This window comes from Micrococcus sp. iso_229, assembly GCF_058072725.1.
In genome coordinates this window covers 1,950,528-1,971,285 of sequence record NZ_CM176514.1, presented here as the reverse complement: position 1 = coordinate 1,971,285, position 20,758 = coordinate 1,950,528, and the positions used below count along the sequence as shown (strand labels likewise).

Annotated in this window: 20 protein-coding genes; 11 read left to right on the top strand and 9 right to left on the bottom strand. The window is 74.1% G+C overall.

What is annotated here, in order from left to right; all coding sequences use genetic code 11:
- Positions 1 to 79: 79 nt before the first annotated feature.
- The 4 genes from AC3RKA_RS09120 to AC3RKA_RS09105 all read left to right on the top strand — a co-directional run bounded on the left by AC3RKA_RS09120 (position 80) and on the right by AC3RKA_RS09105 (position 3,385).
- Positions 80 to 730 (top strand): nucleotide exchange factor GrpE, encoded by a 651-nt coding sequence (locus AC3RKA_RS09120; protein WP_044658850.1) that lies wholly within the window; start codon positions 80 to 82, stop codon positions 728 to 730.
- 68 nt (positions 731 to 798) lie between these two features.
- Positions 799 to 1,791 (top strand): DnaJ C-terminal domain-containing protein, encoded by a 993-nt coding sequence (locus AC3RKA_RS09115; protein WP_044658851.1) that lies wholly within the window; start codon positions 799 to 801, stop codon positions 1,789 to 1,791.
- Positions 1,788 to 2,339 carry a heat shock protein transcriptional repressor HspR gene (locus AC3RKA_RS09110; protein WP_002853945.1) on the top strand — a complete coding sequence of 184 codons (552 nt, stop codon included), beginning with the start codon at positions 1,788 to 1,790 and terminating at the stop codon, positions 2,337 to 2,339. Before AC3RKA_RS09115 ends, AC3RKA_RS09110 begins: the two co-directional genes overlap by 4 nt.
- On the top strand, positions 2,318 to 3,385 hold the full coding sequence (locus AC3RKA_RS09105; protein WP_489727143.1) for an alpha/beta hydrolase: 1,068 nt from the start codon (positions 2,318 to 2,320) through the stop codon (positions 3,383 to 3,385). Before AC3RKA_RS09110 ends, AC3RKA_RS09105 begins: the two co-directional genes overlap by 22 nt.
- A 22-nt stretch (positions 3,386 to 3,407) precedes the next feature.
- Here the strand turns inward: AC3RKA_RS09105 and trmB are convergent, their stop codons facing one another.
- The 3 genes from trmB to AC3RKA_RS09090 form a co-directional block, all read right to left on the bottom strand.
- The gene (gene trmB / locus AC3RKA_RS09100) at positions 3,408 to 4,403 is read right to left on the bottom strand and encodes a tRNA (guanosine(46)-N7)-methyltransferase TrmB (protein WP_060775362.1); all 996 of its coding nucleotides are present in this window, start codon (positions 4,401 to 4,403) and stop codon (positions 3,408 to 3,410) included.
- A 70-nt stretch (positions 4,404 to 4,473) separates the two neighbouring features.
- The gene (locus tag AC3RKA_RS09095) at positions 4,474 to 5,808 is read right to left on the bottom strand and encodes a hypothetical protein (protein WP_002853952.1); all 1,335 of its coding nucleotides are present in this window, start codon (positions 5,806 to 5,808) and stop codon (positions 4,474 to 4,476) included.
- Positions 5,809 to 5,813: 5 nt separating this feature from the next.
- Positions 5,814 to 6,560 (bottom strand): DedA family protein, encoded by a 747-nt coding sequence (locus AC3RKA_RS09090; protein ID WP_044658857.1) that lies wholly within the window; start codon positions 6,558 to 6,560, stop codon positions 5,814 to 5,816.
- A 200-nt stretch (positions 6,561 to 6,760) separates the two neighbouring features.
- On the opposite strand from AC3RKA_RS09090, the gene AC3RKA_RS09085 reads away from it, so the two are divergent.
- Complete coding sequence (locus AC3RKA_RS09085; protein ID WP_002853955.1) at positions 6,761 to 7,354, top strand: hypothetical protein; 594 nt, start codon at positions 6,761 to 6,763, stop codon at positions 7,352 to 7,354.
- 89 nt (positions 7,355 to 7,443) lie between these two features.
- Here the strand turns inward: AC3RKA_RS09085 and AC3RKA_RS09080 are convergent, their stop codons facing one another.
- Genes AC3RKA_RS09080 through AC3RKA_RS09070 form a run of 3 tightly spaced genes read right to left on the bottom strand, consistent with a single transcriptional unit; the run spans position 7,444 to position 9,897 of the window.
- On the bottom strand, positions 7,444 to 8,247 hold the full coding sequence (locus AC3RKA_RS09080; RefSeq protein ID WP_002853962.1) for an amino acid ABC transporter ATP-binding protein: 804 nt from the start codon (positions 8,245 to 8,247) through the stop codon (positions 7,444 to 7,446).
- A 1-nt stretch (position 8,248) separates the two neighbouring features.
- Positions 8,249 to 9,079 carry an amino acid ABC transporter permease gene (locus AC3RKA_RS09075; protein ID WP_002853968.1) on the bottom strand — a complete coding sequence of 277 codons (831 nt, stop codon included), beginning with the start codon at positions 9,077 to 9,079 and terminating at the stop codon, positions 8,249 to 8,251.
- Positions 9,076 to 9,897 carry an ABC transporter substrate-binding protein gene (locus AC3RKA_RS09070; RefSeq protein WP_002853969.1) on the bottom strand — a complete coding sequence of 274 codons (822 nt, stop codon included), beginning with the start codon at positions 9,895 to 9,897 and terminating at the stop codon, positions 9,076 to 9,078. The genes AC3RKA_RS09075 and AC3RKA_RS09070 overlap by 4 nt, the downstream gene beginning before the upstream one ends.
- A gap of 260 nt (positions 9,898 to 10,157) precedes the next feature.
- Between AC3RKA_RS09070 and AC3RKA_RS09065 the strand changes: the two genes are divergently transcribed.
- Positions 10,158 to 11,045, top strand: coding sequence for a hypothetical protein (locus AC3RKA_RS09065; protein ID WP_241179199.1), 888 nt, complete (start codon positions 10,158 to 10,160; stop codon positions 11,043 to 11,045).
- 4 nt (positions 11,046 to 11,049) lie between these two features.
- On the opposite strand, the gene AC3RKA_RS09060 is transcribed toward AC3RKA_RS09065, so the two are convergent.
- Positions 11,050 to 12,231 (bottom strand): YihY/virulence factor BrkB family protein, encoded by a 1,182-nt coding sequence (locus AC3RKA_RS09060; protein ID WP_036334112.1) that lies wholly within the window; start codon positions 12,229 to 12,231, stop codon positions 11,050 to 11,052.
- A gap of 151 nt (positions 12,232 to 12,382) precedes the next feature.
- Here AC3RKA_RS09060 and clpB point away from each other — a divergent pair, with 151 nt between their 5' ends.
- Positions 12,383 to 14,977: an ATP-dependent chaperone ClpB gene (gene clpB, locus AC3RKA_RS09055; protein WP_002853975.1), complete on the top strand. Its 2,595-nt coding sequence runs from the start codon at positions 12,383 to 12,385 to the stop codon at positions 14,975 to 14,977.
- A gap of 82 nt (positions 14,978 to 15,059) precedes the next feature.
- Here clpB and AC3RKA_RS09050 read toward each other — a convergent pair whose 3' ends face one another.
- Positions 15,060 to 15,596, bottom strand: coding sequence for a hypothetical protein (locus AC3RKA_RS09050; RefSeq protein ID WP_489727142.1), 537 nt, complete (start codon positions 15,594 to 15,596; stop codon positions 15,060 to 15,062).
- A 212-nt stretch (positions 15,597 to 15,808) separates the two neighbouring features.
- On the opposite strand from AC3RKA_RS09050, the gene AC3RKA_RS09045 reads away from it, so the two are divergent.
- Together AC3RKA_RS09045 and AC3RKA_RS09040 are read left to right on the top strand one after the other, a co-directional pair.
- Positions 15,809 to 17,161 carry a sensor histidine kinase gene (locus AC3RKA_RS09045; RefSeq protein ID WP_489727141.1) on the top strand — a complete coding sequence of 451 codons (1,353 nt, stop codon included), beginning with the start codon at positions 15,809 to 15,811 and terminating at the stop codon, positions 17,159 to 17,161.
- Positions 17,158 to 17,778: a response regulator gene (locus tag AC3RKA_RS09040; RefSeq protein WP_363739942.1), complete on the top strand. Its 621-nt coding sequence runs from the start codon at positions 17,158 to 17,160 to the stop codon at positions 17,776 to 17,778. The genes AC3RKA_RS09045 and AC3RKA_RS09040 overlap by 4 nt, the downstream gene beginning before the upstream one ends.
- 113 nt (positions 17,779 to 17,891) lie before the next feature.
- Here the strand turns inward: AC3RKA_RS09040 and AC3RKA_RS09035 are convergent, their stop codons facing one another.
- Positions 17,892 to 19,310, bottom strand: coding sequence for a M20/M25/M40 family metallo-hydrolase (locus AC3RKA_RS09035; RefSeq protein ID WP_489727140.1), 1,419 nt, complete (start codon positions 19,308 to 19,310; stop codon positions 17,892 to 17,894).
- Between the two features lie 294 nt (positions 19,311 to 19,604).
- Between AC3RKA_RS09035 and AC3RKA_RS09030 the strand changes: the two genes are divergently transcribed.
- Together AC3RKA_RS09030 and AC3RKA_RS09025 are read left to right on the top strand one after the other, a co-directional pair.
- Complete coding sequence (locus AC3RKA_RS09030) at positions 19,605 to 19,811, top strand: DUF3073 domain-containing protein (RefSeq protein WP_002853979.1); 207 nt, start codon at positions 19,605 to 19,607, stop codon at positions 19,809 to 19,811.
- Complete coding sequence (locus AC3RKA_RS09025; protein WP_060775372.1) at positions 19,808 to 20,752, top strand: Sir2 family NAD-dependent protein deacetylase; 945 nt, start codon at positions 19,808 to 19,810, stop codon at positions 20,750 to 20,752. The genes AC3RKA_RS09030 and AC3RKA_RS09025 overlap by 4 nt, the downstream gene beginning before the upstream one ends.
- Positions 20,753 to 20,758: the final 6 nt, after the last annotated feature.

The following is a 20,758-nucleotide window of genomic DNA, read 5'->3' as shown; positions in this document are numbered from 1 at the left end:
CTGCCAGGCCGGCCCGCCGGCCTTCCCACCCCCCCGCGCGGCGGACCCGCCGCGCCCACCCGCTTCGAAAGGACACACCATGAGCGCCGACCAGCAGCGTCCGCACGGCTCCTCCGACGCCGAGCGCGGCTCCGAGGAGGAGCCCATCGTGTTCAACGACCGTCGCCGCATCGACCCCGAGACCGGTGAGCCCCGCGTCTCCGCCGAGAGCGCGGCCGAGCAGGCCGAGGACGGCGACGCCCTCGCCCAGGCCGAGCGCATCCTCGACGAGGCCGGGGCCGAGGCGCCGCAGCCCGCGGCCTCGGATCGCGAGGCCGAGCTCGAGACCGACCTGCGCCGTCTGCAGGCCGAGTACGTGAACTACAAGCGCCGCGTGGACCGCGACCGCGACCTGGCCAGGGACGCCGGCGTGCTCAAGGCCGTCACCGCGCTGCTGCCGGTGCTCGACGACATCGACGCCGCCCGCGCCGCCGGCGACCTGACGGACGGTCCGTTCGCCGCCATCGCGACCAAGCTCGACACCGCCCTGGCCGGCCTCGGCCTCGAGCGTCACGACCAGGAGGCCCTGGCCGGCGTCGAGTTCGACCCGGCCGTGCACGAGGCCGTGATGCGCCAGCCGCACGCAGAGGTGCCCGCGGACCACGTGGTCCAGGTCTTCCGCAACGGCTACCTCCGGGACGGCCGCGTGCTGCGCGCCGCCCAGGTGATGGTCTCCGCCGGAGACGAGTGACCCCGTCGGCCGGCGGCCCACCCCGTCGCCGGCCGACCCCCTGACCGATACACACGAGAGGAGGCACCATGGCCTCGCAGGATTGGATGGACAAGGACTTCTACGCGACCCTGGGGGTGTCCAAGGACGCCTCCGATGCGGATGTGAAGAAGGCCTACCGCAAGCTCGCCCGCACCCACCACCCGGACCAGAACCCCGGGGATGAGGCGGCCGAGAAGAAGTTCAAGGAGATCTCGGAGGCGTACGCCGTCCTGAGCGACCCCCAGGAGCGCCAGGAGTACGACGCGATCCGCGCGATGGGCGGCGGCGCCCGGTTCTCCGCCCCGGGCGGTGCCGACGGCGGCGGCTTCGAGGACGTCTTCGGCGGCATGTTCGGCGGCGGGGGCGGCCCCCGCACCACGCAGTCCGGGCCCGACCTGTCGGACCTGTTCAGCGGGATGTTCGGCGGCGCCGCAGGCCAGACCGGCGGCTTCGGCCCCGGCGGCTTCGGCGACGCCGGCTACGCGCGGCCGCGCCCCACGAAGGGCGCGGACCGCACCGCCACCACCACGATCTCCTTCCGCGGCTCGATCCAGGGCACCACGGTGTCCCTGCGCGCCCCGGACGGCGAGACGATCGAGGTGAAGATCCCGAAGGGCATCCGTGACGGCCAGAAGGTCCGTGCCCGCGGCAAGGGCGCGCCCGGTGCGGCCGGCCGCGGCGACCTGCTGGTCACCGTGCGCGTGCGCGAGCACGAGTTCTTCCACCGGGACGGGGACGACCTGCGCATCACCGTGCCCGTCACCTTCCCCGAGGCCGCCCTCGGCGCCACGATCGAGGTGCCCACGCTGGAGCGCCCCGTGAAGGTGAAGGTGCCGGCGGGCTCCCAGTCCGGCCGCGTGCTGCGCCTGAAGGGCCGCGGTGTCGAGCGCGGGAACAGGACGGGTGACCTGCTCGTGGAGCTGCGCGTCACCGTGCCCACCGAGCTCAACGACGACGCCCGCGCCGCCGTCGAGGCCCTGCAGTCCGCCCTGGCCGGCGACGATCCGCGGCGGGAGCTGGCCCGGAAGGCCGCCTGGTGAGCGCCCGCGACGGCGCCGCCCGCGCGGACCGCGGCCGCGAGCGGGGTCCTGACCGGAACGCCCCCGTCTTCGTGATCTCCGTGGCCGCCGAGATGGCGGGCATGCACCCGCAGACCCTGCGCCAGTACGACCGGCTCGGCCTCGTGGTCCCCGCCCGCCAGGGCGGACGGCACCGCCGCTACTCCCTGGCCGACGTCGAGCGGCTCCAGACCGTGCAGGCCCTGAGCGGCGAGGGCATCTCGCTGGAGGGCATCCGCCGCGTGATCGCGCTGCAGCGCGAGGTCGAGCAGCTGCAGGACACCGTGGTCGAACTGTCGGCCCAGGTGGACCGCCTCCACCACGCCTCCCGCCTGGCCCGCGTCTTCACCGTGGGCTCCGGCGGCGACGTCTCGGCCCGGTACGCCGACCGGATGGCCGCCCGCCGCCAGGCCGCGGCACGGACCGAGGCCGACGCCGCGGGCCAGGCCTCCCCGGGTGTCCTGCGGACGCTGCCCTCCGGCGTCGCGGTCCCCCGACGGGTGCTCACGTGGCAGCCCGAGCAGGACTGAGCCGGGCGTCGTTCGGGGCGGCCGCACGGTCCCGCGTCCGAGAGCGGCTGCGCACCGACATGGCCCGGCGCGACGGCCTGGGCCGGCGGGCCCGCAGCGCCCTGGACGGGATCGTCCACGCCCTCAAGCCGGAGGGCATGGACCCGCAGCTGCCCGCCCGGCATCTGCTGGACTACGTCCTCGACGGACCGGACGGTCCGCGCGCCGTGGTCGCCGCGGGGGACCCCGCGACCGCCACCCACCTGACCTGGCTCGTCTCCGGCATGGGCATCCGCCCCCAGACGGCCATGTGGGGGACGGCCCGGGAGGCCGCCCACCTCGCCGCCGCCCAGCGTGCCGCCGGCGCACCCCGTCCCGTCGTCATCGCGTGGCTCGGCTACCCCGCGCCCTCGCCCTGGCGGGTGGTGCTCGACGGCCCCGGCCGGCGCGGCGGCGCGATGCTCGCCGCGGATGTGCGGGCCTGGTGGGAGTTCCTGCGCCACGGGCCGGGGGAGGACGACGACGCCGCCCCGGCCCTGCGCGCCCGCGGGACCGCCGTGCACGGGGCCGTGGAGGCCCACTCGTACGGCTCGCTCGTGGCCGCGCACGCCCTGCGCCTGCTCGCGGACCGGGGCCTGCAGCCCGACGACGCCGAGGCCCCGTGGCCGGCCGAGCGTCCCGTCGAGGCCCTCGTGGTCTCGGGCGCGGTCGGGCTGCCCGCCGCCCTGGCAGCCCGGGCCGCGCACCTCGGCCTGCGGTCCGGACGGGTGTTCCGCGCCCTGGCCCCGGGCGACCTCCTCGCCCGGGTCGGCCGTGCGGTGGGCCGTCGTCGGGACTGGACGGACGCCGCCGTGCTGCCGGTGGCCCCGCGGCCCGGCCTGGCGGGGGCCGCCGTCCGCGGCCACCACACGGCCCGCTGGTCGCCGACGGCCCCCGGGGACGCCCCGAGGGGCTACCGGGACGCCGGGTCCGTGACGCTCGCGGCGACCGCGCGGGTGACCGCCGGCCTGCCGCTGCCGCCCGTCTCGGACGGCGCCGACCCGGCCGGGCCGGTCGCCCCGGCCTGAGCCGTCCCGTCGGGCCCCCTGCTCAGCGGCGGCGGTACGCCAGGTCGAACACGAGACGCCCGGCCCGCTGGGACTTCGCCTCGAAGCTCGTGATCGGTCGACCCTCGAACCGGGGCGCCCAGCCGCCCTCGTGGTCCACGGGGTCCGCGGCTGCCGCGCCGGCCCGCGCCTCACCCAGGCCGGCCCGCAGCGGCCGCTCCTCCTCGGCCGCGCGCTCCCAGCCCGCGGGCAACGGCTGGGCACCCACCTCGGTCTCCCTGCCCTCGCGGCGCACCCGCGTGAGCGGGGAGTCCTCGCCCGCGGCGCGCCCGGGGAAGAGGTTCTCGAACTCCGGGTGCGCCTCGAGCACCTCGCGCATCTGCACGGCGTAGCCCGACCAGTCCGTCGCCAGCCGCAGCACCCCGCCGGGGGCGAGCACCCGCGCCACGCGGTCCGCGAAGGCGGGGGAGACCAGGCGGCGCTTGTGGTGCCGCTTCTTGTGCCACGGGTCCGGGAAGAACACCCACACCTCGGACACGGAGCCGGGCGTGAGCAGGGCGTCCAGCAGCTCGGGGGCGTTGGCCTCCACGGCGCGGACGTTCTCCAGGCCCTGCTGCTCCACGCGCGTCATGAGCGCGGCCAGGCCGGGCACGTAGACCTCGACGGCGAGCACGTTCCAGTCCGGCCGGTCGGCGGCGGCCTGCGCCGTGGACTCGCCCAGCCCCGAGCCGATGTCGACCAGCAGGGGGGCCTCGCGGCCGAACACCCCCGCCCAGTCCAGTCGGGCCTGGGTGTCCACCGAGGTGGCGCCGCGGCCGCGGGGCACGTCCACGAGGACCCGCTCCGCCTGGCGGTCCCACACGGCCTGCCGCCCCGCGTTCAGGCGCGCACCGCGCCGGACGAAGGAGACCGGCTCCCGTCGGACGAGGGCGGGGTCCTTGTCCCGATTGTGGTCGTGCGCGTGGACGCGCTCGGCGGGCGGCGGGACGGCGTCGGGGCCGGGTGCGTCCGGGCGGGGGCGGGGGAGGTGCTCAGTCATCGCCCCGATCCTGCCACGGCCGTGCGTCGACGGCGCAGACCGCGGTCGACGACGGCGCCCGGCGCCGGGGTCAGGGGGTGCCGCTGGAGCGGTCTCCCGACGTGGGCGACGCGGGCGCCGAGGCCGTCGTGGCGGTCGGCTCGGGCGCGGACTCGGTCGGGTCCGGCGCGGGGTCCGTGGCCGGCGCGCTCGTGGACGGACCGGACGGGCTCGGGGACGTGGGGGTCGGCGTCGCGGAGGTCGGCGTCGGGTCGGGGGTGCTCGGCGTCGGACTGCCGGATCCCGTGCCCGACGGCGAGGACGAGGTGGGGGGAGACGTCGGGGAGGACGAGGTGGGGGGAGACGTCGGGGAGGACGGCGTGGCCGAGCGGGTGGGCGCGGGGGTCGAGGAGGACGGGGCCGTGCTGCTCGGCACCGGAGTGGTCGCGCTGGGCGTCGGGGCCGCCGTGTCGGCGGGCGCGGACGGGGGCGGCACGGGTGCGCCGGTGGCCTCCTCCGTCCACGAGGACGTCTCGGGCTCCGGCTCGGGGGCGGGCTCCGGCTGCTGCTCCTCGGGGGTCGGGGTGGAGCGGTCCGGCAGACGCAGGTCGGCGGGGGCGGAGGCGGCGTCCGCGGCGACGTGGCCCAGGTCGGACAGCCAGGGGGCTGCCGTGTCCCGGGGGATCCGCACCGTCAGCACACCCGCGGCGGCCGGCGCCATGGACGCCTGGTCCGCCTCGAGCAACAGGCTGCCGTCCGGGAGGAAGACCACCGCGTCCCAGACGCGACGGTTCTCCACCTGCTCCGGCGCGTCGACCGCCGAGTCCAGGCGCGAGCCGATCACGTCCGGGTCGTTGGCCATGCGCTGGCGCACCTCGGCGCGGAACGCGTCCCAGCCGTCGGGGGTGAAGAGATCGGCGGTCTCAAGCACGCGGTCCTCGCGGGCCGAGTACCAGATCACGTGCGAGGTGGACACGGAGTCCGTGCCGCGCCGTTCCGTGGCGAGCAGGCGGGCCGCGGCGATGTCCTCGGCCACGACGGCGAGCTGCGGCTGGATCTCCAGGCGCGGGTCCGCGCTGGGGTCGGTGTCCCGGCGGTACTGGTCGATCTGGGCGCGCACGGCCCCGGCCATGGCCTCCGACCAGGCCGGCGCCCCGGGCACCTGCAGCCACGCCCCGTGGTGGTCCGGGTCCTCGCCCTCGAGCACGGCGACGCTCGCCTCCGGCACCCGCTCGAGGTCGTGCGAGGGGACCTCGACCGTGAACGGGGCCATGTCCATGGACGGCAGGGCGGAGGCCGCCGTCGTGTCGGGCGCAGGCTCGGGCTGCGGCTCGGTGCGAGCACAGGCGCTCAGCGCCACCAGGGCGACGGCGGCCAGGCCGAGGGTCGCGCGGCCACGGCGGGGGGAAGGCAGGACGGGACGCATGCGATTCACTTCCGGTGGCCGGAGGACTCCAGGATGGCCTCGACGCGGGCGGCCATCTCATCCGCGGTCGGCGGGCGCCAGTCCGGGTCGTTCCGGCGGCGGGCGTCGCGGCGCAGGCGCAGGACCACCCAGGTCGCGAGGAAGGCCAGGATCAGGACCAGGACGATGTTGGAGAAGACGTCCGCGTACTCGGAGATGACGTGGAACCGCTCCCCGAGCGCGTAGCCGCCGTAGACGAAGATCGCGTTCCAGATGAGGGAGCCCAGCGCCGTGAACAGGGTGAACTTCGCGAGGTTCATCCGCTCGATGCCCGCGGGGATGGAGATCAGGGAGCGGAACACGGGGACCATGCGGCCCAGGAACACGGTCCAGTAGCCGTAGCGGATGAACCAGCGCTCGGTCTTGGCCACGTCCTCCATGTCCACCAGCGGCATGCGGTCCGCGATGCGGTACATGCGGCGGCGGCCGAGCCACGCGCCGATGCCGTAGAGGGCCAGTGCGCCGACGATCGAGCCGACCGTCGCCCAGACCAGCGCGGCATGCGGGCTGAAGGCGCCGCCGGCCGCGGTGAAGCCGGCCAGGGGCAGGATCACCTCGGACGGGATGGGCGGGAAGATGTTCTCCGCGAAGACGGCCAGGCCGACGCCGATCGGGCCGACCGCCTCCATGATGTCCACGACGATGTTGCCGAGCCAGCCGTAGTCGGTGGGCGCGGCGGCGGCCACGGTCAGGGGTGTGACGAGGGGGAGCATGCGCCCCATTGTCCATCATCGACCGCCTCCGCGACGTGGTGGAGGCGCCGACGTCGTCCGCTCTGCGCGCACAGTCGCGCCTCCGGGCGGGCGGGAGCGGGCTGCCGTTGGTAGTGTCAGAGGTGCTGACCGCTCACCGACCGTTCGCGCCACACCCCACTCCACGTGCGTGCCGCGGGCCCTACTGGAAGGAAGACTCCATGAGCATCGTCCAGATTCCGCTGCGCCTGGCCTCCGGCGCGTTCATCCTGAACTCCGGCCTGAACAAGCGCGGCATCTCCGCGGAGCAGGCCCAGGGCCTGCGCGACATGGGCGCCCGCGGCCTGCCCGCGCTGGCCAACCTGTCGCCGGAGCAGTTCAAGAAGTTCCTCGTGGGCACCGAGATCGGCGTGGGCTCGGCCCTGCTGGCCCCGTTCGTCCCGGGCTGGCTCGCCGGCTCCGCCCTGACCGCGTTCTCCGGCGGCCTGTTCTCCATGTACCTGAACACCCCGGAGATGACCGAGGCCGACGGCGTGCGTCCGTCCCAGGAGGGCACCGGCGTCGCCAAGGACATCTTCCTGGTCGGCTCCGGCCTGGCCATCACCGCCGACTCCGTGGCCAACCGCCCCGGCAAGCGCCGCAAGGCCGCCAAGAAGCGCGCCGCCCGCATCGAGGGCGCCCGCGACGCCAAGGTGCAGGCCATCCGCGACGCCCAGGACGAGAAGGTCGCCGCGATCCACGCCGCCCGTGAGGAGCAGGTCGCCGCGCTGCGCGAGGCCCGTGACGAGCTGAAGAAGCTGCGCAAGAAGGCCTGACGCCTCCGCCGCACGCGTGAGGGGCCCCGCCCGGACCATGGTCCGGGCGGGGCCCCTCACGCATGTGCCCGCCCACCGGGCGGGCAGGCTCAGAGGTCGATCTCGGTGGGGTGCAGCACGCGGCGCAGGAAGTCCTGGGTGCGCGGCTGCTGGGGGTCGGAGATCACCGCGGCGGCCGGGCCGGCCTCCACCACGACGCCGCCGTCCATGAACACGACCCGGTCGGCCACCTCGCGGGCGAAGCCCATCTCGTGGGTGACCACGAGCATGGTCATGCCGTCGCGGGCCAGCTGGCGCATGATCGCCAGGACGTCGCCGACGGTCTCGGGGTCGAGGGCCGAGGTGGGCTCGTCGAAGAGCATCAGCTGCGGGTCCATGGCCAGCGCACGGGCGATCGCCACGCGCTGCTGCTGGCCGCCGGAGAGCTGGTCCGGGTAGCGGTCCTCGAGCTCGGCCAGGCCCACGCGGGCCAGCTGCCGACGGGCGATGTCCGCCGCCTCGGCCTTGCCCCGCTTGAGCACCTTGAGCTGGGCCACGGTGCAGTTCTCCAGCACGGACAGGTGCGGGAACAGGTTGAACTGCTGGAACACCATGCCCACGTGGCGGCGCAGCACGTCCAGGTCCACGTCCTCGTCCGTGACCGTGAACTCACCGACCGTGACGACGCCCGAGTCGGGCTTCTCCAGCAGGTTCACGCAGCGCAGGAGGGTGGACTTGCCCGAGCCGGACGGGCCGATAAGGCACACGACCTCGCCGGGGGCGACGTCGAGGTCGATGCCGCGCAGCACGTGGTTGGCGCCGAAGGACTTGTTGAGGCCGGCCACGTGCACGCCGGCGGCGTCCGCGGCGGCCACCGCGCCGAAGGATCCGGTGATGGGGTTCTGCTGGGCCATCTCAGTGCCCCTTCTTGGTCGAACGGGCCTCGAACCGGCGGGCCAGCAGGGACAGCGGCACGGTGATCACGAGGTAGAACAGGCCGGCCACGAGGATCGGCGTCATGCCGGCGTCGAGGGCGGAGATGCCGTCGCGGCCGAACTTGGTGAGCTCGTACTCGTGCGCGGCCAGGCCGAGCACGTAGACCAGCGAGGAGTCCTTGGTCAGGAGGATGACCTCGTTGGTGAGCGGCGGCAGCACGATGCGGAACGCCTGGGGGATCACGATGGTGACCATGGCCCGCCACGTCGGCATGCCGAGGGACCGGGCCGCCTCCATCTGGCCGCGGGGCACGGCCTGCAGGCCGGCACGCAGGGTCTCGGCGATGTACGCGGCCGAGACCATGCCCAGGGCCGCCATCACGACGACGGGGATCGGCCAGGACACCCCGAACGCGAAGGGCACCCCGTAGCCGAAGGCGAGGAACACCAGCAGCGCGGGGACGCCGCGGAAGAACTCGACGTAGGCGGTGGCCAGCCACCGGTACGGGCCGAACGAGCTCAGGCGCATGAGCGCGAGCACGATGCCGCCCAGCAGGCCGACGACGAACGAGGTGACCGTGTAGAACAGCGTGTTGCCCAGGCCCACGAGGATCACGTTGGGGAACATCGGGGCCACGGCGGGGAAGTTCAGGACGTTCTCGGCGAGCGTGCCCCAGTCGATGAGGACGGCCAGGACGACGAGGGCGAGGACGAAGACGGCCGCCTGGATGATCAGGGACAGCCGGCGACGGCGGCGCGCACGGCCGGGCTTCATGGCCGGTGCGGGCGAGACGGGGGCCTGCGTGCTCATCGGTAGTCCTCCTGTGCCTGACCGAACCAGCGCTCCTGGAGCTCGGCCACGGTGCCGTCGTTGCGCAGCTCCTGCAGCGCGCGGTTCACGGCGGAGCCGAGTTGCGCCTTCTGCGGGCCGACCGCCATGCCGAGCTGCTCGCCCGTGGGCAGCGACTCGACCACCTCGAAGCGATCGTCGTCCTTGAGCGAGTAGAGCAGCACGGACTGGTTGCCCAGGGCGGCGTCCACGGTGCCGGCCTGGATGGCCTGGATCTGCATGCCGCCGTCCTCGAACTGCACGGGGCTCAGGCCGTTCTGCTGGGCGTACTCGTCGCCGGTGGTCGCGGCCTGCACGCCGATCCGGCGGCCCTTCGCGGACTCGACGTCGGTGATGCCGGAGCCCTTCTTCGCGACCAGGACGAGGTCGTCGTCGAGGTAGGGGAGGGTGAAGGCCATGACGCGCTGGCGGGCCTCGGTGATGGAGATCGACGAGGCGTTCACGTCGCAGCCGGTGAGCGAGGCACCCGACTCGATGGCCTCGAACGAGGAGTCGATCACGTTCACCCCGAGACCCAGCTTCTCCGCCACCGCCTCGACCAGCTGGATGTCGTAGCCGGTCAGCTCGCCCTTCTCCTCGAACTCGAAGGGCGGGTAGGGGATGTCGGAGCAGACCGTCAGGACGCCGGGCTGGACGAGGCCGTACGAGGTGCTCAGGTCGTCGTCGGACACGATGCCGGCGGATCCGGCGTCGCCGCCGAGGACCGCGCAGCCGGTGAGCAGCGCCGCCGACGCGGTGAGCCCCACGGCGCCGAGGAGGCGGGGGTGGATGCGGGTCATGGAGTGCCTTCTGTGCCGCCGTCGGGAGGACGGGCGTGCGGGTCGGAGGGAGCCGGCAGAGTGACGTGTTCCACCGTGATTGGTGGTCATCGTAGTGCGTCGGGCGCCGTGGCGGGCGCCGGGAGACGACTCGTCCCCGCGGAGCGAGCCGATCGACCGGTGGCCCTGCCGCGGCCCGCCTCGGCAGAGGAAGACTGGCCGTGCGCTGTGGGGATTGTCAGACTGGTCACATCGTCGTCACCCGGTCTGAGAGGTCTGTCATGCTCCGCACCGCCGCCCCCCTGTCCCTGCTCGCCGTGGGCGCCCTCGCGCTCGTCGGCTGCGGTGGGAGAGGCGGCGAGGCCTCGTCCTCCTCTCCCTCCTCCGACGCGTCGTCGGCCTCCCCGGCGACCGTCAGCGCGACCGCGAGCCCCACGCAGGACGCGTCCACGTCGTCCTCCGCGGCTCCCTCGACGGCGGTGTCCACGGCCTCGTCCTCCGCCGCGTCCTCGGTGGCGGCGTCCGCGTCGGCCGACGCGTCGGAGTCCGCCTCGATGGGGGCCGGCTCGGACCTCACGGACGAGCAGGAGGAGCGCGTGGAGGCGCTCGAGGACGTCCTGCTCACGCCTCAGACCGCGCCCGACGGCGTGTTCATGGACATGGAGACCCAGGTCGGCGGCGGGGGTGAGCCGATCAGCACGAGTCTGAGCCTGACGGGCGTCACCCCCACGGGCGCCTGCGCGGACCTCATCGAGCAGATCAACACGCAGCAGGCGCCCGGGCTCGGCGGTGCGCTGGCCCAATACGAGGTGGACCCGGCCGCGGTCACCGGCCTGGCCGGTTCCCAGGCCGGGGCGTTCGGCATGGTCGCGGTCACCGAGGACGGCACCGATCTGCTGGAGCCCTTCGGCGAGCTGGCCGACACGTGCGGCACGTTCGGCGACCCGAACGGCGTCGAGGCGGCCTTCACGACGGTGCCCGGCGTGCCGGACGCGGTCCACATCTCCCTGGGGAACTCGGGCATGGACACACCCGTGTTCACCATGACCGTCGGAGGCGTCACGGACGGGGACGAGCTCGTGTACCTCGGCATGGTGGGCCTCGACGAGGAGATCGCGGCCGAGACGCTGCGTGCCCAGGTCGAGGCGTTCGAGAAGCGGGAGCGCTGACCCGTCAGTCGTCGGGCCGGGGCGTCGGCTCGAGGCGGGCGCCGTCGTCGGACACCGGATCCGCGTGGAACGGGCTGCCCGAGCTGACGTCCTCCGGGCCCCGCTGCCCCGACTCGACCGCGAGGAGGCGCCCCTCCTCGGAGAGCAGGGGTGTGGCCTCGATCGTGAGGCTCTCGCCGGCGCGTACGGCGTCGGCCACGAGCCGGGCCAGGCGGCGGTTGCGGGCCTCGTACCGTTCGGAGTCCTCGAGCACCGCGGTGTGCCGCGTCGCCAGCTGGATCTCGACGGAGGCGTCGATGCCGACGGCCAGCTGGCGGGCACGCAGCACCTCCGCGTCGAAGGCGGCCCCGGCCAACAGCACGATGCACGCCACCCACGCGAGGGCGAGCACGCCGATCGCGGAGTTGATCCGCCCGACCACGGCGAACTGGCCGAACCGGTCCGTGATCCAGCCCAGGGCCACGGTGGCGCCGAAGAGCAGGACCACCACGGCCACGGCGCCGAGCGAGAGCGGGCGGTAACGGGGCTGCCGGACGTTGGGACCCAGGCGGTAGGCGAGGGTCACGATGAGGGCGATCACCACGAGGATGACCGGCCACTTCACCACGTTCCACGTCTGGACCGTCTCCTCCGGCAGGCCGACGGCCTGGCCGAGGCGCTGGGAGAGGTCCCCGCCGACGACCACCAGGATCGTGATCAGCACGGCGCCGAGCATGAGGGCGAGCGTCTCGACGAAGACCACGAGGCGGAAGTGGAGGAAGGGCCGGCCCTCGCGGGTGTCGTGGATGCGGTGCATGGCCCGGTGGAACGCGCCGACGGCGCCCGAGGCGGACACCACGGTGCCGACGGCCCCCAGGACGACGGCGCCGGTGCCGGGCCCGGCCGAGCCGAGGGTCAGGATCCACTCGCGGACGACGTCGGGCGTCAGCGACGGCCAGATCTCGGCGGCCAGGTGGGCCGCGGCGTCCACGGTCTCCTCCTCGACGCCCAGCAGCGAGACCACGGAGAGCAGGGCGATGACGGTGGGCAGCAGGGACAGCGCCCCGAAGAAGGTCATGGCGGCGGCCACGTCCCAGACCTGCAGCTCGAAGAGCCGGTGCAGGGTGCGGCGCAGGACGTACAGCAGGGACACCCGCGGTCGGGTGTACGTGCGGAGGCGCCGGGGCGCTGCTGTGGAGCCGGCCATGGCACCAACGTACCGGCGCGCGGGGGAATAGCCCTGGCACGAGGGGGGTTGAGCTACATAGACTCAACTTTGTCTCGGCGGTGGGAACGGCCCGCCGTCGACGGTTGTCCGACACCCCCGGGACACGGGGGAGAGAAGGAGCGAGGCGCACATGGATGCCAAGTTCACCACCAAGAGCCAGGAGGCGCTCTCGGCCGCGGCCATGAACGCCTCCACCGCCGGCAACCCCCAGATCGAGCCGGCCCACCTGCTGAAGGCCCTGATGGACCAGCGGGAGTCCGTCGCCGTGGCCGTCCTCAAGGCCGCCGGGGCCGACCCCGACGCCGTCTCCACGGCGGCCTCCTCGGCCATCCGGCGCCTGCCCTCCACCCAGGGCAGCACGGTGGCCCAGGCGCAGCTCTCGCGCGCCGCCCTGCAGGTCGTGCAGAACGCGCGCACCCAGGCCGAGCAGCGCTCGGACCAGTTCGTCTCCACCGAGCACCTGCTGCTCGGCGTGGCCGCGGATCCGGGCGATGCCGGTGAGGCACTGCGCTCGAACGGGGCGAGCCTCGAGGCGCTCGCCGCCGCCCTGACCCAGGTGCGCGGCGACTCGCGCGTCACCACCCAGGACCCGGAGAACACCTTCCAGTCCCTGGAGAAGTACGGCACGGACCTCACCGAGGTCGCCCGCTCCGGCAAGCTCGACCCGGTGATCGGCCGCGACGCCGAGATCCGCCGCGTGGTGCAGGTGCTCTCGCGCCGCACCAAGAACAACCCCGTGCTCATCGGCGAGCCCGGCGTCGGCAAGACCGCCGTCGTCGAGGGCCTGGCCCAGCGGATGGTGGCCGGGGACGTCCCCGAGTCCCTGCGCGGCAAGACGCTGATCAGCCTGGACCTGGGTGCCATGGTCGCCGGCGCCAAGTACCGCGGCGAGTTCGAGGAGCGCCTGAAGGCCGTCCTCGAGGAGATCAAGGCCGCCGAGGGTCAGGTCGTCACGTTCATCGACGAGATCCACACCGTCGTGGGCGCGGGCGCGTCCGAGGGCGCCATGGACGCGGGCAACATGCTCAAGCCCATGCTGGCCCGCGGCGAGCTGCGCCTGATCGGCGCGACCACCCTGGACGAGTACCGCGAGAACATCGAGAAGGACCCCGCCCTGGAGCGCCGCTTCCAGCAGGTCTACGTGGGCGAGCCCAGCGTGGACGACACGATCGCCATCCTGCGCGGGCTCAAGGAGCGCTACGAGGCCCACCACAAGGTGGCCATCGCCGACTCCGCGCTCGTGGCCGCGGCCACGCTGTCCCACCGGTACATCACCGGCCGCCAGCTGCCCGACAAGGCCATCGACCTCGTGGACGAGGCCGCCTCGCGCCTGCGCATGGAGATCGACTCCGCCCCGGAGGAGATCGACGTCCTGCGCCGCCAGGTGGACCGCCTGACCATGGAGGAGCTCGCCCTCGAGGGCGAGACGGACCCGGCATCCGTCGAGCGGCTCGAGGCCCTGCGCGCCGAGAAGGCGGACCGCGAGGAGGAGCTCACCGCCCTCACCGCCCGCTGGGACGCGGAGAAGGCGACCCTCAACGAGGCCGGTGACCTGCGCGCCAAGGTGGACGAGCTGCGCTCGCTGGCCGAGAAGGCCCAGCGCGACGGCGACCTCGCCGAGGCCTCCCGCCTGCTGTACGGCGAGATCCCCGCGCTGGAGAAGCAGCTCGAGGAGGCGGACCGCGCCGCCCGCGAGGCCGACCGCTCGACCACCGAGCCGATGGTCTCCGAGGAGGTCACGGCGGACGACATCGCCGAGGTGGTCTCCGCGTGGACCGGCATCCCCGCCGGCCGCATGCTCACCGCCGAGTCCGAGAAGCTGCTCACCATGGAGGAGCACCTCGGCGAGCGGCTGATCGGGCAGCGGGACGCCGTCGTCGCCGTCGCGGACGCGGTGCGCCGCTCGCGGGCCGGCATCGCGGACCCGAACCGGCCCACCGGCTCGTTCCTGTTCCTGGGCCCCACGGGCGTGGGCAAGACCGAGCTCGCCAAGGCGCTCGCGGAGTTCCTCTTCGACGACGAGCGCGCCATGGTGCGGATCGACATGTCCGAGTACGCGGAGAAGCACTCCGTCTCCCGCCTGGTCGGCGCCCCTCCGGGCTACGTCGGCTACGACGAGGGCGGCCAGCTCACGGAGGCCGTGCGGCGTCGCCCCTACTCGGTGGTGCTGCTGGACGAGGTGGAGAAGGCCCATCCCGAGGTCTTCGACATCCTGCTCCAGGTGCTCGACGACGGCCGCCTCACCGACGGCCAGGGCCGCACCGTGGACTTCCGCAACGTGATCCTGATCCTCACCTCGAACCTGGGCTCGCAGTTCCTCGTGGACCCGACCCTGGACGAGGCCGCCAAGCGCGAGTCCGTGATGTCCGTGGTGCGCGCGGCGTTCAAGCCCGAGTTCCTCAACCGCCTGGACGAGATCGTGCAGTTCGACGCGCTCACCGTGGACGAGCTGACGCGGATCGTGGACCTGCAGGTCGAGTCCCTGCAGGCGCGCCTGACGGACCGCCGCCTCACCCTCGAGGTGTCCGACGCCGCCAAGGCGTGGCTCGCCGAGACCGGGTTCGACCCGGCCTACGGCGCCCGGCCCCTGCGCCGCCTGGTGCAGCGCGAGATCGGCGACCGCCTGGCCCGCGGCATCCTCGCCGGGGAGATCGCGGACGGGGACACCGTGGTCGTGGACCGCGTCGAGGGCGAGAACGGCCTCACCGTGACCCGCAAGGGCTGACGCCGGGACCGACGGACCGAGGGCCGTGCCCACCCCCGTGCTCGGGGGCGGGCACGGCCCTCGGTCCGTCCACGGGCGAGGTTCAGAAGGTGCCCGGCATCGCCTCCCGCACGCCGCTCCAGCTCACGAGGCCGAAGGCCACGCACGCCGTCAGCGCCGTGTAGAGGACGATGGCGACGGCCTGCCATGCCATCACGCGGTGCCGGTTCGCCCCGAAGGACACCATGGCCGGGGCCGCGACGTGCCCGGGGATGAAGAACCAGGGGCCGAGCAGGCTCAGTCCGGGCACGCCCCACGCCTCGAAGCGGCGGTGCAGGTGGACGTGGCGTTCGGCCATCGGGGTGCCGTGGCCGGTCGCCGGAACCGCGGCGTCGGCGGCCATCCCACGGCGCGCCGTGACGGCGGAGCGCACGCCGTGGGCCGCGTAGACCAGGAGCGCGACGGCGAGGAGGTTGCCCAGCACGGCGGCGGGGATGGCCACCCACGGGTGCACCCCGACGACGACGCCGATCAGCCCGGCGCCCTCGCCCTCCACGAACGGGATGAAGGAGACGAGGAAGACGCCGAGGCCCTGCAGGCCGTCGGGCAGCCCCATCACGAACTCGCGTGCGGTGTTCATCAGGTCCATCGTGACCACGATCCTCTCCAGCGCTCTCGTTCGGGCAACCGTCGTGTTCCCCGGTGTCGTCGTCCGGGATCCGGTCGGGCTCCCGAGCTCTGACTCCAGCCTTCCGGCCGCCGCCGGTTCGCAGAAGTGCCGTGCGGTCACCTCCGCCCGGGCAATTCCACACGGCGGGCCATGACAGTTGTCACGCCCGTAGGGTGAGGCCCATGAGGATCGAGGGGAACCACGACGACGGCCGCCCGGCCCCGCCGGCCGTCGCACCGGGGCGCCGTCCGACCGGCTCCCTGCCCACGGCCAGCCCCGCGGGCATGGGGTCGGCCGGGCCCACCGGGCCCGGCCCCTACTCCGACGACCTCACCGGCGCGTGGTGGTACACCTGGACCGGCCTCCTGCTCTGCGTCCTGGTGATCGCCGGGTTCTCCGCGTTCGGCCCGCTGTCCCACCTGCGGGAGCACCTGGAGGCCGGCCGCACCGAGCAGGTCGTCGCACTGGCGCTCCTGCTCCTGCTCCACGTCCTCGGAGTCGTCGGCCAGCTGCATGTCGCCCGCCACTTCCAGGCCCCGCCGCCCGAGGAGACGGAGGGGCCGGTGTTCGGCCGGCATGACCTGGCCTGGCTGTTCGGCCCCACCGTCCCGCTCGCGCTCGCCGGTGCCGTCTTTCCGGCGCTGGGGCTCACGGAGACGGGCACGTGGTGGGCCCTGCCCCTCTGGCTGTCTTCCCTCGTCCTCGCCCTGCTGATGCACCCGTGCCGGCGACGTCCCGTCCTCTGGGGCGGCGTGGCGGCCTCACTCGTCCTCGGGGCGGCGGCGGTCCTCCAGGATCCTGCGGGGCCCGCCGACACGGCCGTCGGCTTCCTCGTCTGGTCCGTGATCACCGCCTGCATGATCGTCCCCACGGTCTGGTTCTGGAGGCTGATGCAGCGCCTCGACAACGCCCGGCGGCAGGCCGCGGACCTCGCCGTCACCCGCGAGCGGCTGCGCTTCGCCGCCGACCTGCACGACGTCCAGGGCCACCACCTGCAGGTCATCGCACTCAAGGCCGAGCTCGCCGAGCGCCTGCTGGCCAAGGGCCGGACCGAGGACGCCGAAGCCTCGCTGCACGAGGTGCGTGAGCAGGCCCGGGAGGCGCTCGCCGAGACCCGGGCTCTCGTCCGCGACCTCCGCGAGGTCTCCGCCGAGCGCGAGCTTGTCAACGCGAAGGAGGTGCTCACCGCCGCCGGCACCGCCACCGAGGTCGGCGCCGACCCGCACCTGGGCCCGCTCGGCACGGCCGCCGGCCGCCTGGTCGGTCTGGCCGTCCGCGAGGCCACCACGAACATCCTGCGCCACGCCTCGGCCGGCCACGCCCGCATCGAGCTCACCGCGGCCGGCCCGGACGCCGTGCGCCTGGTCATCGTCAACGACGGCGCTCCCACGGCAGACGCCGGCACCGGCGGCACCGGGCTGGCGGCCCTGGCCGAGCGTGCCGAAGCCGCCGGCGGGTCCCTGACCGCCGCCCAGGCCGGCGGGGAGTTCACCCTGACCCTGACCGTGCCCCGCACCGAGAAGGAGACCGCATGAGTGCCCCGACCGAGAGGATCCGCGTGCTCGTCGCCGACGACGAGGTCCTCATCCGTGGCGCTGTGGAGGCGCTGCTCGCCCTGGAGGAGGACCTGGAGGTGCTGCCCGGCATCTCCGACGGCATCGCCGCCGTGGCCGCCGCGCAGGAGCACCGCCCGGACGTCTGCCTGCTGGACCTGGAGATGCCCGGGCTGGACGGCGTGGAGGCCGCCCGGCAGATCCTGCGCTCGGTGCCCACGAAGGTCGTCATCTTCACCCGGCACGCCCGCCCCGGCGTGCTGCGCCGGGCGCTCGCGGAGCAGGTGTCCGGGTTCGTCCCGAAGTCGACGCCGGCCGAGGAGCTGGCCGTCGTCCTGCGGCAGGTCGTGGCGGGCCGGCGCTACGTGGACCCCGAGATCGCCGCCTCTGCGCTGACGGCCGAGCACAGCCCCCTGACCGAGCGCGAGCTGGACGTGCTGCGGGTCGGGCGGGACGCCGCCCGCGCGGAGGACATCGCCGCCGCCCTGCACCTGGCCCCGGGGACCGTGCGGAACCACATCTCGAACGCGATCGGCAAGCTCGGTGTGCGGACCCGCCAGGAGGCCGAACGGGCCGCGTGGGAGGCCGGCTGGATCTGAGCGCGGCCGGCCCTGCAGGAGACGCGTCGGGGGCGGTTTCGGGTGGTATCCGGCCTGGATACCACCCGAAACCGCCCCCGACCGCATCTGCGGGTCGGACGGAGCCGCTCGGGTCAGCGGGTGCCGAGGGCGTCGGCGTCCTGCTGGAGGGTGCCGATCAGGTTGGCCACCGCGCGGGCCGTGTGGGTCAGCGTGGTGATGGAGACGTTGGCGATGTCGTCCTGGGGCGTGTGGTAGTTGTCGTCGTGGATCGACAGCAGGCCCGTCGAGGCGATGCCCGCGTCCACGAACGGCGCGTAGTCCGAGCGGCCGTTGCTGCCCTCGGGCTGGTGCGCGTGGCCGTCGCGGTCGAGCTGCGCGCCGAGCAGGGACTCAGCACCGATCGACCAGTCGGCCGTGAGCACGCCGAGCGTGTTCTGGTGGTCCAGCGGGGCCACCATGTCCAGGTTGGTGTAGAGGATGATGTCCTCGCGCTCCGCGGCGGTCAGGGTGTCCACGTAGTGGTGCGAGCCCAGCAGGCCGATCTCCTCGGCGCCCCACAGGGCGAAGCGGACCTTGCTCTCGGCCTTGTTGGCCTTGGCGGCCTGGCGCGCGACCTCGAGGGTCGCCGCGACGCCCGAGGCGTTGTCGTGGATGCCCGGGCCCTCCGGCACGCCGTCCAGGTGGGCGCCGAGCATCACGACGTCGTCGTCGCTGCCCGTGCGCGTCTCCGCCAGCACGTTCCAGGTGGGCCGCTGCTCCACGAGCTGCTCGAGGTCCAGGGTGACGGTGGCGCCGCCGCCGCGGGTCTGGGCCAGCAGGTCGGCGCCCAGCTCGCGGGTCACGCCCACGGTCCCGACGACGTCGCCCGGCTCGGCGCCCAGGGTGCCGTTCAGTGCGCCCTCGGCGTTGTTGTAGATGATGACGGCCTCGGCGCCGGAGGCGGCCGCGACCTGGGACTTCTGGGCGAAGGTGCAGTCGCCCCGGGAGACCAGGGCGACGCTGCCGGTCAGGTCCGCGCCGGCCCAGTCCGCGTCGGCGCAGCCGGTGGCAGCACCGGAGGGGGCGGAGAGCGGGGCGTCGGTGACCTGCGCCGAGGGCGAGGACGTGAAGACGGTGTGCTCGAGGTCACGCTGGACGGGTCCGGTCTGCGCGAGCCGGTCCCGCAGGGTCTCGGTGTAGGTGATCTCGAACTCCTGGAGCTCGACGTCGTAGCCGGCCTCCTCGAGCTCGCCCACGGCGTAGTCGAGGGAGGCCTGGAAGCCCGGCGTGCCCGCGGCGCGGTTGCCGTGCTCGTCCGCGATGGCCGCGAACGCCGCGATGTCCTGGCGCAGGTGGTTCGAGGAGATGGACCGGACCAGCTTCTCCGGGGAGTTCGGGTTGCCGCCGGCGCGGTTCAGGCCGGGGCCCAGGCCGCGGTCGGCGGTCTGCGTGGTGGCCGCGGGGGCCTTCGCGGGGGCGGCCGGGGCCGCTGGTGCGGCGAGTGAGACGGGGGCGGCGGTCAGCGTGGCGGCCAGGGTGGCGGCGGCCAGCAGGGTGGGGGTGCGGCGCATGGGCATCCTCATCGTGGGGGTGGATGTGACGTATGCAACATAGCCCATCGTCCAGCGACCGTGCAGGGTGTGTGTCACGCCCGTCCAGCCGGGTGCCGCACGTGCTGCGGCCGCCCGCGCCGCACCCGGCGCCGCCGCACGCCCCGCCGGACCGGGTCGGCCGTCGTCGTCCTCGGGCCGTCCAGCCGGTCATGTATCCTTGTCCGCACGAACCATATTGACCAGTGAGTACCTCGGCGGGCCCCTGTGCGCCACAGATCCGAGGCGGCGAGAGATGCGAAGGGGGTCACGCTCATGGGGCGCGGCCGTCAGAAGGCTAAGGCCACGAAGCAGGCACGGGAGATGAAGTACTTCTCTCCCGGAACAGACCTCTCGGCACTGGAGCGAGAGCTCACGGGCGGGCGCACGCCCAGCCCGGAGCCGGACCAGGAGCCCGAGTACGAGGATCCCTACGCGGACCTCTACGCGGAGGACGAGGACGACGACGCGCGGGCGCGATGACGCCCGCACGGCATCCGGCCCTGGACGGGCATCAGGCCGCCCTGCGGTCGATCGCCAGGGTGGTGGATGAGACAGCACCGCTGCAGGACCCCGAGACGGCGTCTCGGGGTCTGCTGCGTCTGATGGAGGAGTCCCGCCCGCTCGTGATCACCGGGGCCGGCGTGTCCACGGACTCCGGCATCCCGGACTACCGGGGGCCGAACGGGTCCCTGCACCGCCACCGGCCGATGACGTACCAGGAGTTCCGGGACGACCCCGCCGCCCGCCACCGCTACTGGGCGCGCTCGTTCGTGGGCTGGCGCCGTATGGACCAGGCCCGGCCGAACGAGGCGCACCGCATCCTCGCACGCTGGGCGGCCGAGGGGCGGATCGCCGGCATCCTGACCCAGAACGTGGACGGGCTGCACGCCGAGGCCGGACGCGCGGCGGGCATGCCGGAGGACCGGCTGATCGAGCTCCACGGGGACCTGGCGCGCGTGGCCTGCCTGAACTGCGGGGCCACCGAGTCCCGCCGTGACCTGGACCTGCGGCTCGAGGCCGCCAATCCGGGCTACCTCGAGCGGGTGGCGATCGACCCGGACGCCGTGAACCCCGACGGCGACGTCTCCCTCGACCAGCACTGGGTGGAGGAGTTCAGGATGGTCGGCTGCCGGGTGTGCGGCTCCGTGAAGCTCAAGCCGGACGTCGTGTACTTCGGCGAGTCCGTGCCCGCGGCGCGGCGCGCGGCCGCGGAGGCGATGGCCGACGACGGCGGCGCGGTGCTCGCCGTCGGCACCTCGCTGGCCGTGATGAGCGGCTACCGGTTCGTGCTGCGGGCCGAGCGGGCCGGGCATGAGACGGGGCTGATCAACCTCGGCCCCACCCGCGCCGACGCCAAAGCCCGCTGGCGCTGGCGCGCGCCGGTCGCCGACGCGCTGGCCTGGCTCGACGCCCGCCTCTGATCCCCC

Excerpts from the sequence above, each read along its gene's own strand:
- clpB (WP_002853975.1), top strand. The coding sequence starts at position 12,383 with ATGGATGCCAAGTTCACCACCAAGAGCCAGGAGGCGCTCTCGGCCGCG.
- AC3RKA_RS09075 (WP_002853968.1), bottom strand. The coding sequence starts at position 9,079 with ATGAGCACGCAGGCCCCCGTCTCGCCCGCACCGGCCATGAAGCCCGGC.
- AC3RKA_RS09095 (WP_002853952.1), bottom strand. The coding sequence starts at position 5,808 with ATGCGTCCCGTCCTGCCTTCCCCCCGCCGTGGCCGCGCGACCCTCGGC.
- AC3RKA_RS09025 (WP_060775372.1), top strand. The coding sequence starts at position 19,808 with ATGACGCCCGCACGGCATCCGGCCCTGGACGGGCATCAGGCCGCCCTG.
- AC3RKA_RS09080 (WP_002853962.1), bottom strand. The coding sequence starts at position 8,247 with ATGGCCCAGCAGAACCCCATCACCGGATCCTTCGGCGCGGTGGCCGCC.
- AC3RKA_RS09060 (WP_036334112.1), bottom strand. The coding sequence starts at position 12,231 with ATGGCCGGCTCCACAGCAGCGCCCCGGCGCCTCCGCACGTACACCCGA.
- trmB (WP_060775362.1), bottom strand. The coding sequence starts at position 4,403 with ATGACTGAGCACCTCCCCCGCCCCCGCCCGGACGCACCCGGCCCCGAC.
- AC3RKA_RS09065 (WP_241179199.1), top strand. The coding sequence starts at position 10,158 with ATGCTCCGCACCGCCGCCCCCCTGTCCCTGCTCGCCGTGGGCGCCCTC.
- AC3RKA_RS09115 (WP_044658851.1), top strand. The coding sequence starts at position 799 with ATGGCCTCGCAGGATTGGATGGACAAGGACTTCTACGCGACCCTGGGG.
- AC3RKA_RS09085 (WP_002853955.1), top strand. The coding sequence starts at position 6,761 with ATGAGCATCGTCCAGATTCCGCTGCGCCTGGCCTCCGGCGCGTTCATC.
- AC3RKA_RS09090 (WP_044658857.1), bottom strand. The coding sequence starts at position 6,560 with ATGCTCCCCCTCGTCACACCCCTGACCGTGGCCGCCGCCGCGCCCACC.
- AC3RKA_RS09070 (WP_002853969.1), bottom strand. The coding sequence starts at position 9,897 with ATGACCCGCATCCACCCCCGCCTCCTCGGCGCCGTGGGGCTCACCGCG.
- AC3RKA_RS09120 (WP_044658850.1), top strand. The coding sequence starts at position 80 with ATGAGCGCCGACCAGCAGCGTCCGCACGGCTCCTCCGACGCCGAGCGC.
- AC3RKA_RS09050 (WP_489727142.1), bottom strand. The coding sequence starts at position 15,596 with ATGAACACCGCACGCGAGTTCGTGATGGGGCTGCCCGACGGCCTGCAG.
- AC3RKA_RS09040 (WP_363739942.1), top strand. The coding sequence starts at position 17,158 with ATGAGTGCCCCGACCGAGAGGATCCGCGTGCTCGTCGCCGACGACGAG.
- AC3RKA_RS09035 (WP_489727140.1), bottom strand. The coding sequence starts at position 19,310 with ATGCGCCGCACCCCCACCCTGCTGGCCGCCGCCACCCTGGCCGCCACG.
- AC3RKA_RS09030 (WP_002853979.1), top strand. The coding sequence starts at position 19,605 with ATGGGGCGCGGCCGTCAGAAGGCTAAGGCCACGAAGCAGGCACGGGAG.
- AC3RKA_RS09045 (WP_489727141.1), top strand. The coding sequence starts at position 15,809 with ATGAGGATCGAGGGGAACCACGACGACGGCCGCCCGGCCCCGCCGGCC.